Source organism: Ruegeria sp. BA12 (assembly GCF_056539625.1).
Genome location: NZ_JBQFVF010000003.1, coordinates 200,289 through 210,727, shown reverse-complemented (window position 1 = coordinate 210,727; position 10,439 = coordinate 200,289). Strand labels below are relative to the sequence as shown.

The window sequence follows — 10,439 nt, the reverse complement described above, 5'->3', positions numbered from 1 at the left end:
CAACCATTCCTCACCGCCGTCACGCCATGCATTTTCATCAAGCTCTCCGAGAGCTCGCGTATGCGCCGCAATAGCTGCACTCGCCGTAGGGTCGGCTCAGGATCACTTCCGTTGCTCACGTCACGGAGGAACCGCAACCAGGCGCGCTCATTCAATGTCAGGACATCTCTCTGGTCATACATGGCTCTTACCTCCCGAAGATAGTCTTGATCGTCGTCTCTGACCGGCTGGTCGGCCGAGGATCGGTGTTGTTGGAGGCCTTGCGTATTGCTTTCAGCCAGCCAAGTTCATTCGACGTGACAGGTTCTCCGAACACCTCGACAACTGCCTCAGCTGCAGTCAGGCCGATCGACTGCTCAATTGCGAGGCGCATAAGGTAGGCAGCGTCGCATTCCAAAGCTTTCGCCAAGGCCGGGACGCGATCCAGTGCCACCTTGGAACTACCCTGTTTGATCATTGTGATCATGTTCGGGCTTACATATCCCACCTGCGCTGCGATCTCGGCCTGGCTCTTGGTTGGTTTCAGTTCCAGCACCCTGCATTCGACATACTTGGCCATCCGGGTTTCTTCATACGGTTTTTTGGTGATCGCAATCTTCTCAAAAGTGACGCAGCACGTGCTGCATGTTTTCTCTATAGCGATGATGACAATGGGAAGTTGCGACAGGAAAAAATCAATCAGAGTAAATGTTTAGCCATTTGGTAATAACCCATTCTAAGGCGGCCCATCTATCCGGGCGGAAAAACAGAAGTCTTTTTTACTGTTCCATAGACAAAGCTGGTATCGATCGAGGCTATCCCACCGATCGGATGAATTCGGTGGCGAATAAATTCCTCGTAGGCCTCGAGATCCGATACCAAAACCCGCAACTGGTAGTCCATTGCCCCGGTCAGCACGTGGCATTCAAGAACTTCATCGATCATCCGAACGCGTTTCTCGAAGTTCTGAACGTCCGTTTCGTTGTGTCGCTCCAATCTGATACGCACGAAGACGGTAATGGCCATCCCATACGCGGCAGCGTCAACGTCAGCGCTGTATCCCTTTATCACTCCATTGGCTTCTAGGTTTTTGACCCGGCGCAAACACGGTGAGGGAGACAAGTTCACCTCATCGGCAAGATCCTGGTTCGTCATGCGCCCGTCACGTTGCAGCGCTCGAATGATTTGCCTGTCCTTAGCGTCCACTTCGCCCTCATCCTTAGCAGAATCTGCCAACATTTACCCATATGTTGGCATATTTTGAAATCATTAGCCCAAACTTAAGGCGCAAACTAGCTTCAACATGATTCAGGAGCTTGTAATGACTCGTTCAACCGGATTTGCCACCCGCGCCATTCACCACGCTTATAACCCTCTGGAAAATGACGGCGCGCTGACACCACCGCTGCATTTGACGTCCACGTTTACCTTTGAAACCGCAGAGGCTGGTGGAGAGATGTTCGCCGGCGAGCGTGAAGGTCATATCTACAGCCGTATTTCAAACCCCACATGCGACCTTCTTGAACAACGCATTGCCGTGCTTGAGGGGGCCGAGGCCGGGTTAGCTCTCTCAAGCGGCATGGGGGCGATCACGGCAGTGCTTTGGACCCTTCTGTCGCCGGGGGACGAAGTCATCGTGGACAAAACGCTCTACGGCTGCACCTTTGCCTTCATGCGTCACGGTTTGGCGAAATGGGGGGTCACGATCACACATGTCGACATGACAGACCCTGAAAACCTTAAAGCTGCCGTTTCCGGCAAAACCCGCGTTGTCTATTTCGAAACTCCGGCCAATCCGAACATGCGCTTGGTGGACATCTCCGCAAGCGCCGCAATTGCGCATTCGGTCGGTGCAACAGTCGTCGTCGATAACACTTATGCCAGCCCTTATCTGACCCGCCCGATTGAGCACGGCGCAGATATCGTTCTGCACTCCGCCACCAAATACCTGGGCGGACATGGCGATGTTGTCGCCGGGCTGGTTGTCGGAACCGCCGAACAGATTGCCGAGATCCGCCTTGTTGGGATGAAGGACATGACAGGTGCAGTGATGGCCCCTTTCAACGCGATGTTGATCCTGCGAGGGCTGAAAACACTGAACCTGCGTCTGGATCGTCACTGTGCGTCTGCCAAGGTCGTCGCGGACTTCCTCGAAGCGCATCCTGCCGTCGACGAGGTTTATTTCCCCGGTCTTGAGAGCTTCGCACAGCACGATGTAGCGCAGCGACAGATGTCCCAACCGGGCGCTATGATAGCGTTTGAAATCAAGTCCGGCCTGTCCGGCGGGATTGGGTTCATGAACCGCCTGAACATGATCCAGCGTGCGGTGTCCTTGGGCGACGCGGAAACCCTGATCCAGCACCCCGCATCCATGACGCATTCGACGTATACCCCGGAAGAGCGGGCCGAGCATGGGATCAGCGATGGCCTGATCCGCCTGTCCGTCGGGCTGGAGGATGTCGAGGACATCCTTGCAGACCTAGAGCAAGCTTTGCCTTACCCTGCTCGCAGCGCCGCCTAAACCCGGAGACCAACATGCACATCGATCCCACCCAACTGAAGATCGTCGAACAGCGCCTGTTGTGGTTGTCTCATTGGATGATCCACCATGCCAACCATGTCCGACCAAAGGTGGATGGGATCAAAATCGGTGGCCATCAGGCTTCGTCTGCTTCGATGGTATCGATCATGACCGCGCTCTACTTCTCGGCCCTACGCCCTGAGGACCGGGTCGCAGTCAAACCCCATGCGTCGCCAGTATTTCACGCGATGCAGAATCTCATGGGTAATCAGACCCGTGAGAAGATGGAGAATTTCCGCGGATTTGGCGGTGTGCAAAGTTATCCAAGCCGGACAAAGGATATTGATGATGTTGATTTCTCGACCGGGTCTGTGGGTTTAGGTGTCGCGATCACCTCGTTTGCCTCGATCATTCAAGACTACATCAAGGCCAAAAGCTGGGGTTCAGACGCGCCAATGGGTCGTATTGTAGCCCTGGTAGGCGACGCCGAACTGGATGAAGGCAACGTCTATGAGGCATTACAAGAAGGCTGGAAAAACGACCTACGAAACACGTGGTGGATCATCGATTACAACCGACAGTCGCTGGACGGTATCGTCCGGGAAGGACTGTTTGAACGGATCGAGAAAATCTTCGATGCATTCAGTTGGGATGTCGTGCGTGTTAAATATGGGGTTCTTCAACGCGCGGCCTTTGAAGAGCCCGGCGGCGACCGCCTGCGTGATTGGATCGACGCTTGCCCCAACCAGGATTACTCCGCTTTGACTTTCATGGGTGGTGCGAATTGGCGACAGCGCCTCATGGACGATCTGGGGGATCAGGGCGATGTGACTGCTTTGATCGAACGGCGCACGGATGCAGAGCTCGCAGCCCTTATGGAGAACCTCGGCGGCAACTGCGTCGAGACCATGGCCCAAACATTTGCCGACATCGATCATGATCGCCCAACATGTTTCCTGGCCTACACAGTCAAAGGATGGGGCACCCCCATTGCAGGCCACAAGGACAATCACGGCGGGCTGATGAACAATAGCCAGTTCGCCGCGTGGCAGTCGCATATGGGTGTGCCGAAGGGCGAAGAATGGGAGCCGCTTGCAACAGTGCAGAACCCAGAAAAGCTCAAGGATTTCCTTGCAAATACGCCTTTCTTCGCCAAAGGTCCGCGCCGCTATTTTGATGATAAGTTGGATGTGCCGCCAATCGGGATCGACACCAGTCGCGAAATCTCGACCCAGATGGCGTTTGGCAAGATCCTTGACGATCTGTCCAAAGGCAACAGCCCATTGGCCGAGCGCATAGTGACAACCTCGCCAGATGTGACAGGCACGACAAGCCTTGGTCCTTGGGTGAACAGGCGCAAGCTATTTGCCCGAGCCGAGCAAGCCGACGCCTTCATAGAACACCGGATCCCATCAACCGCAAAATGGGAATTCACGCCGGAAGGGCAGCATATCGAGCTTGGTATCGCCGAAATGAATCTCATGTTGATTCTTGGGGCGGCGGGTCTGTCGCATTCCCTGTTCGGCAAGCGACTGATCCCAATTGGCACCGTCTATGACCCCTTTGTCAGCCGCGGCCTCGATGCGCTGAATTACGCCTGTTATCAGGACGCGCGTTTCATTCTGGTTGGCACACCATCGGGAATCACTCTCGCCCCCGAAGGTGGAGCACACCAATCCGTTGGAACACCGCTCATCGGGATGAGCCAAGACGGGCTGGCGGCTTTTGAACCCGCCTTCGCCGACGAGCTGGCAGTAATCATGGAGTGGGCCTTTGACTACATGCAACGCGACGGCGAAGGGCAACCGGATAAGCGCACCTGGCTGCGCGATGAAACCGGAGGGTCCGTCTACCTGCGCCTGACCACCAACTCGATTGAACAGCCCGGAAAACGTGTTGACGACGAGTTCCGCCAAGGTGCCATTGATGGGGCCTATTGGTTACGAAAACCCGGGCCCAATTGCGAAGTTGTAGTCGCCTATCAAGGAGCAGTCGCGCCAGAGGCAATCAAAGCCGCCGGTATGATTGGTGAAGGTCGTCGCGACATTGGTGTATTGGCCGTGACATCCGCAGATCGCCTGAATGCCGGATGGACCGCCGCGCAACGAGCGCGTTCTCGCGGTAACCAAGCGGCGCGCTCCCACATCGAAACCCTGATGTCCGACCTTCCGCCACACTGCAAGCTCGTCACCGTTATCGATGGTCATCCTGCAACTCTCTCCTGGCTTGGGGCGGTGCTTGGACATCAGACTATCCCCATGGGCGTCGAGCATTTTGGTCAGACCGGAACGATCGGCGATCTATATCGCCATCACTGTATTGACGCAGACGCTATCCTGGAGAAAGTGAATGGCCTGACACATGGCAGGACCCTTCACCGTGCATAATTGGGTTGGATTTGGGCAATAATGTAGAGAGCAAACCAGCACTGAACATAGACCAAGATAACTATTGGGCCATGTAGAGAGTGCTCTTAGGTTCAATGAACCTGCCGAACCCGAACTTGGCTGGTTTGATTGGAGAAGACGCCAAGGAAACAGGGCTCCTTTGGCAAAAAATCAATAACTTGGCTCTCTGCACCGGCCTTCGGGAGGCAGGGGTCGGAGGTTCGAATACTCTCACTCCGACCAATATCACCTAACAGACTAACAGATCTAAACGGTGCAACCGCGTCTCTACTAATGATGCGTTTGCTGTTCGGCAGTAAGTTTGGCCGAGAGCGATCTGCTCATCGCGTCCGTATCAAAAACCAAGTTTTTCAACATCCGTTCCAACCACTGCAATGCGCCCGAGGTCAGAAGAAACGTCTCGGGCACCGTCACCCATTCAGCAACCCAAACGCCACCTGATCGTTCGTGTTCATGCAGGGTCAGTTCGCCTATTTGCTCGGCGCGTTGGCGCCCAAGGCGGGCTACGGCTTCGCCGAATTCCGATGCACGTTGGTTTCGTTTGTGGGCCATCGCGGAAGACGCGCCTTGACCAGGTTCCTGAACCTCAAGGAATTCTCCGATGTCAGACGACGACAACTGATTGACGTTATGTGCAATTTTACAAAGCGTCCCGCACAGCGCACCTAAGGCAGTGATGATGTCAGCCACCCCGTCCCGCGCATTCTGCCAATGAGGCTCGACCGTATTCAGTCCAAGAGATGCGGCGATACCTTGTTTGATGCGCTGACCGGTCCCGTTTTCATAGCCACGCAAATCGCCAACAGGTCCACCAATCTGGACATTCAACCCACGTCCTGACGCATCTTTCAGCGCCTGTGAACGGCGTTCAAGTTCCGATCGCCAAACCAATAGCTTTGTGGCCAGCTGAATCGGCACTGCGAATTGCCCGTTTGTGCGACCCATCATCATTGTGTCGGGATGAGAAGAAATATGATGATCAATGGCCGCGATAACGCCATCCAGAGCGTCTTGAACAAACTCTAGCCCCAGCTTCATCTGCAAAGCCATCGCAGTATCCATAATGTCCTGCGTGGTAGCACGGAAATGCACATAGGCGGCGTATTCCGGAAGGAGGGTGCGCATCTGTTTGACCAATCCGACAATCGGGCGACCGACAAACATCATTTCCTCTTGCAGATCGGGCTTGTTAAGATCGCAGATTGACAGGGAATTTATTGCCTTCGCCGCCTCAGCTGGGATCACGTTGGCCATTGCCTGATGCTCGGCTAGCACCTGCTCCACGCGCAACCAGGCCGAGATGACTGTATGTTCCGACCAGATGGACCGCATGTCGGCGCTGGAAAAACAATCCCGGTAGATACCATAATCAAGCATCTCCAAGCCCTCCTTGTGCGATCCGGCGCTCTTTGACGATACCGCGAATTCGGAATGCCATCGCCGCTAGCCCGACCAGCAGGAACGCAAGCGCGATGGGGCGTTCCACAAAGACCAACGCCCCACCTTCGGACATCAGCAACGACTGGCGAAAGGTTTCTTCCGCGCCTTTGGCCAACACAAAAGAGATGACGAATGCGGCAACATTGAAATCAAATTTGCGCATCAGCCAACCGGCGAAACCTGCAACTGTCATGACGGTCACATCAAACATCGACCCACGTGCGGAATAGGCCGCCACAAACGAGGTCAGAAAGATCAGCGGATAAAGAACATTGGTCGGTATCTTCAGGATCAACCGCGCAACCTGCGTAGCCCCGAAATAGCCGATCAGACCGTAGGCAAGAATGCCAAGCATTCCACAGGCGAACAGTTTATAGACCAGTTCCTTATCCGTAAGGAACAGGGTCGGGCCAACCTGAATGCCGTGGATCAGGAAAACACCCAGCAGGATTGCACCGATGGTTGAACCCGGAATACCAAGCGTCAACAGAGGTGCCATTGATGGGCCGGAAACCGCGTTATTGGCGGCCTCGGGCGCGGCCACGCCTTCCAGCGCGCCCTTGCCCCACATTTCCGGGTTATTGGCGCGGCGCTTGCCTTCACCGTATGAGATGAACGCGGCAATGGCTGAACCCAGTCCAGGCAGAACACCGATGCCCGCACCGATGAACCCGCCTCGGAAAGCGTGCGGCAGGCAGGGTTTGTACTCTTCCCATGTCAGAGTGTTTCCGTCCGCCGTGCTTTCGTTCTCTTTGGTGTCACCCGTGGCTTTGCGCCGGGTTTCAAGCTGTGCAAAGACCTCACCCAGAACGAATACGCCGATCATCAGCGGCACAAGACCAATGCCGTTGGACAGCTCGAATGAGCCGAACGTATAGCGTTCTTCGCTTGAGATCGGGTCCAGTCCGACCATTGCAATCAGGATACCCATCAGCGCCGACGCCAACCCTTTGACGATGGAGTTTCCGATGACCGATCCAATCACCACAAAGGCTGCAAAATAGATGGCGAAGGTTTCCGGCGGGCCCAGTTTCAGGGCAATGGCCGCAATGAAACCGACGCCAATGACCAATAGAATGTCTCCCATCAAATCCCCGATGATCGATGAGATTGTCGCCACCTTCATTGCTTTGCCCGCCTTGCCGGCGCGTGCCAGCGGATAGCCGTCAATCTGGGTCGCCGCGCTGGCCGCAGTACCGGGCGTATTGAACAGGATCGCCGCAATCGACCCGCCATAGCGGCCGGATTTTCCGATCACATACAGAAAGGCGAGTGCAAAAATCGGCGACATGTAAAAGGTAATGGGCAACAGCATGGCAATCGCAGCCGATGCCGTGAGGCCGGGCGTGGCACCCACGATCATGCCAACAACCGCAGCAAGGACAATTGCAAACAGCAGCGTGGGGTCTGTGATAACCGAAAGAAGTGCGGGAAAGATTTCCATAGTGGATTACCCCTGAATCCAGCTCAGCAGATCGAAAACCTCGCCATAGGGAGGGTAGACGCCGAGCAGGACAAAAAAGATGAGATGGAAGATCAGCGGGCAAAGGATGACAGACACGGCCAGCCCGATCCGGCTGCGCACACCGAAAAAGTAAAGGACAAGTGGTGCGACAATGGCCGTTGGCAGTAAGTAACCGAACCAGCGGAAGGATTGTTGATAGATCAGAGCAATGATGAACAAGCCAATGATCTGCAAGGCCGCGCCATTATCTTGTGCGTGGCTCGCTCCACCCGTCGTCTGACGTGCTGCACCCACCAGCATAAAGCCCGAGAGAAACAGCAGGGCAACTGCGGCAGAGAACGGCACAATCCCGGCCCATGTATCCCCTGGAGATGCCGCAGGCACCTGCCAGGCGCCCCAGATGGCAAAAATCGAAATGAGGGCAAGCACCAGACCTTCTGCATAGGCACGCATGACGATCCTCTCTATTTTCCGTCGTTAGAATTGGGCCGGGGGATGATCCGCCGGCCCCGGGAGCTTTAGTTGGTCAGGTTTTCAACCAAGGGGGTGGCGTCTTCTTTCATCGCCGAAAGCGCCGCCTTGGCCTCCGCACCGCTCTGATAGACCGGGCCGGTCCCGCGTGAGGCGAGAAGTTCGGCGAATTCCGGCTTGGCAGCGATCTGTTCGAGCGCGGCCTCCATCGCGGCGACCACCTCTGCAGGCGTCCCTTTCGGAGCAAACACGATTACTGGCGAGGATACTGCAGCAAATGGAATACCCAGCTCCCCAAAAGCGGGCACCTCATTCATAATGCCGTCACGCTCCTGACTGTTGACCGCCAGCGCGCGCAGTTGTTCTTCAAAACCTGCCAGTTGCTGAACTCCAAGGAAGCCGAAATCAGCCTGTTCACCGATCAACGCGGCACGGGTCGGCCCGCCCCCTTTGAACGGCACATCCTGAGCTTCGATACCGTTATTGGCCAAAAAACCCATGCCGCCAACGTGATGGAAACCACCGCGGCCCGAATGAGCCCACCGCAATTGGCCGGGGTTGGCCTTAGCGGCATCGATCACATCCTGAACGGATTGAAAGGGGCTGTTGACCGGAACCATTAGCGAAGTCTGCAACTGGCCTACCTGTGCAACGAAGTCAAAGCTTTCCAATGCGTCGATATCGGTATCGCGGGTCATGGTCGACAGCAGGAACGACCCCCCCGACGTCATCATCATAGTGTACCCGTCAGGACGCGCGCCAACGACTGCATTGGCACCGTTCAAACCACCCGAACCGGGTTTATTCACAACTACCACAGGCACGTCCAGAATACCTTCGGCAGCGGCCGAGATAGCGCGCGCATAAGCATCTGTGCCGCCACCCGCCTTGTAGGGGACAACAAGGTTGATCGGGCGTTTCGGCCAATCCGCGGCAAAGCTTGCTGTAGCTGTGGCGGTGACGGCAACTGCCGCGATGGCAACACCAAGAAGAGTTCTGCGTTTCATGAGTAACCTCCCAATTTCACTTGGGATCAAATTACGCGATTTCTTCAATTGTAAAAAATGCAAAGGTGTTATCTACTCTTGCAAATTTTGAAAGAGTAGAAGGATGAATATCAAAGCCCTACGCGCGTTTCGCGCTACTTTGTCCGAAGGATCCCTTGTCGCCGCCTCTGAGATCCTCCATCTCAGCCAACCTGCTGTCAGCCGTTTGATCACCGGGCTTGAGGCCGAGCTGAAATTGACGCTTTTTGATCGCGGTGGCCGCAACCTGACGCCGACGCCGGAAGGGTTGGCCTTTTACAAAGAGGCCGGCAGGATTCTGGACAATCTTGACGAAGTTCCGCGCATCGCAGCCGAGATAAAAGCGGGGCGCACCGAAACGCTCCGCATTGTGACGATGCCCCGGATTGCACAATCCCTGTCCGCGCCTGCGGTGGCACGGTTCATGCAAGAGAACCCCAGCACCAATGTAAACCTGGATGTCCGGGCAAGACGCGAGGCGGGAAAATGGCTGGCCGGGCGGGAATACGATATTGGAATTGGGGCGTTGCCCGTCGATCATCCCGGCATCGTCTCCAAACCCCTCTTCCGAGTAAAAGCGCAGGCGGTTTTGCCCGCAGGCCATCCGCTTTCATCCCGAAGTCATTTGACGGCGGACGATCTTGCCGGGGAACCCGTTATACGTCTGATGCATGGTCTGCTGTTGCGGGATCAACTGGACGACTTCTTTCGTTCCGCCGGTGTGACGCCCAGACAAACCTGCGAAGTCGCCGCCTCGCAGCTGGCTTGCGCGCTGGTGGCAGAGGGCGCGGGTATCACGATCGCGGATGAATTGGTGGCCGCTCAGGTCGCGTCCGCAAACCTTACGCTTGTTCCCGTGGCCCCAGAGCGGTGGATGACCTTTGGGCTGCTCTATCCGGTTTCCGAAACAGGGTCTAAAACTCTGCCGCTGTTCGAAAAGGCCTTGTTCGACGTCGTCAACGAATTGGCACAGCAGAGTGAGACGCTTGAACCCACCAATTAGAGCAACCTCAGGAACCGGACATTGGCGACAAAGGGTCGTCCGATATGCGAAATGCGCGGCGGTATCTTGACGGTCCGATTGCCGCGGGGTCTCAAGTAGCTCGGTCCTTTAGCGGCGCGGCAACTGA

General features: G+C 55.8%; 9 protein-coding genes. 3 read left to right on the top strand and 6 right to left on the bottom strand.

Annotated features, from left to right (window positions below):
* Positions 1-187: 187 nt before the first annotated feature.
* Together ACR0B0_RS08890 and ACR0B0_RS08885 are read right to left on the bottom strand one after the other, a co-directional pair.
* A complete protein-coding gene (locus ACR0B0_RS08890; protein WP_480647396.1) occupies positions 188-559 on the bottom strand; it encodes a helix-turn-helix domain-containing protein in 372 nt (123 codons plus the stop codon).
* Positions 560-729: 170 nt separating this feature from the next.
* The gene (locus ACR0B0_RS08885) at positions 730-1,185 is read right to left on the bottom strand and encodes an Lrp/AsnC family transcriptional regulator (protein ID WP_170350138.1); all 456 of its coding nucleotides are present in this window, start codon (positions 1,183-1,185) and stop codon (positions 730-732) included.
* A gap of 115 nt (positions 1,186-1,300) precedes the next feature.
* On the opposite strand from ACR0B0_RS08885, the gene ACR0B0_RS08880 reads away from it, so the two are divergent.
* Positions 1,301-2,500, top strand: coding sequence for a methionine gamma-lyase (locus ACR0B0_RS08880; protein ID WP_480647394.1), 1,200 nt, complete (start codon positions 1,301-1,303; stop codon positions 2,498-2,500).
* A 14-nt stretch (positions 2,501-2,514) separates the two neighbouring features.
* Entirely contained in the window at positions 2,515-4,887 is a 2,373-nt protein-coding gene (locus ACR0B0_RS08875) for a 1-deoxy-D-xylulose-5-phosphate synthase N-terminal domain-containing protein (protein WP_480647392.1), read from the top strand.
* A 291-nt stretch (positions 4,888-5,178) separates the two neighbouring features.
* Here ACR0B0_RS08875 and ACR0B0_RS08870 read toward each other — a convergent pair whose 3' ends face one another.
* From ACR0B0_RS08870 to ACR0B0_RS08855, 4 genes are all read right to left on the bottom strand, one after another.
* Positions 5,179-6,285 (bottom strand): lyase family protein, encoded by a 1,107-nt coding sequence (locus ACR0B0_RS08870; RefSeq protein ID WP_480647390.1) that lies wholly within the window; start codon positions 6,283-6,285, stop codon positions 5,179-5,181.
* Entirely contained in the window at positions 6,278-7,792 is a 1,515-nt protein-coding gene (locus ACR0B0_RS08865; RefSeq protein WP_170361827.1) for a tripartite tricarboxylate transporter permease, read from the bottom strand. The genes ACR0B0_RS08870 and ACR0B0_RS08865 overlap by 8 nt, the downstream gene beginning before the upstream one ends.
* A gap of 6 nt (positions 7,793-7,798) precedes the next feature.
* Entirely contained in the window at positions 7,799-8,266 is a 468-nt protein-coding gene (locus tag ACR0B0_RS08860; RefSeq protein WP_480647388.1) for a tripartite tricarboxylate transporter TctB family protein, read from the bottom strand.
* 65 nt (positions 8,267-8,331) lie between these two features.
* Positions 8,332-9,291 (bottom strand): tripartite tricarboxylate transporter substrate binding protein, encoded by a 960-nt coding sequence (locus ACR0B0_RS08855; protein ID WP_480647386.1) that lies wholly within the window; start codon positions 9,289-9,291, stop codon positions 8,332-8,334.
* Between the two features lie 103 nt (positions 9,292-9,394).
* On the opposite strand from ACR0B0_RS08855, the gene ACR0B0_RS08850 reads away from it, so the two are divergent.
* A complete protein-coding gene (locus ACR0B0_RS08850; protein WP_170350012.1) occupies positions 9,395-10,312 on the top strand; it encodes a LysR family transcriptional regulator in 918 nt (305 codons plus the stop codon).
* Positions 10,313-10,439 lie beyond the last annotated feature (127 nt).

Coding starts and splice junctions, on each gene's coding strand:
- ACR0B0_RS08890 (WP_480647396.1), bottom strand. CDS start 559: ATGGCCAAGTATGTCGAATGCAGGGTGCTGGAACTGAAACCAACCAAG.
- ACR0B0_RS08880 (WP_480647394.1), top strand. CDS start 1,301: ATGACTCGTTCAACCGGATTTGCCACCCGCGCCATTCACCACGCTTAT.
- ACR0B0_RS08875 (WP_480647392.1), top strand. CDS start 2,515: ATGCACATCGATCCCACCCAACTGAAGATCGTCGAACAGCGCCTGTTG.
- ACR0B0_RS08870 (WP_480647390.1), bottom strand. CDS start 6,285: ATGCTTGATTATGGTATCTACCGGGATTGTTTTTCCAGCGCCGACATG.
- ACR0B0_RS08865 (WP_170361827.1), bottom strand. CDS start 7,792: ATGGAAATCTTTCCCGCACTTCTTTCGGTTATCACAGACCCCACGCTG.
- ACR0B0_RS08860 (WP_480647388.1), bottom strand. CDS start 8,266: ATGCGTGCCTATGCAGAAGGTCTGGTGCTTGCCCTCATTTCGATTTTT.
- ACR0B0_RS08855 (WP_480647386.1), bottom strand. CDS start 9,291: ATGAAACGCAGAACTCTTCTTGGTGTTGCCATCGCGGCAGTTGCCGTC.
- ACR0B0_RS08850 (WP_170350012.1), top strand. CDS start 9,395: ATGAATATCAAAGCCCTACGCGCGTTTCGCGCTACTTTGTCCGAAGGA.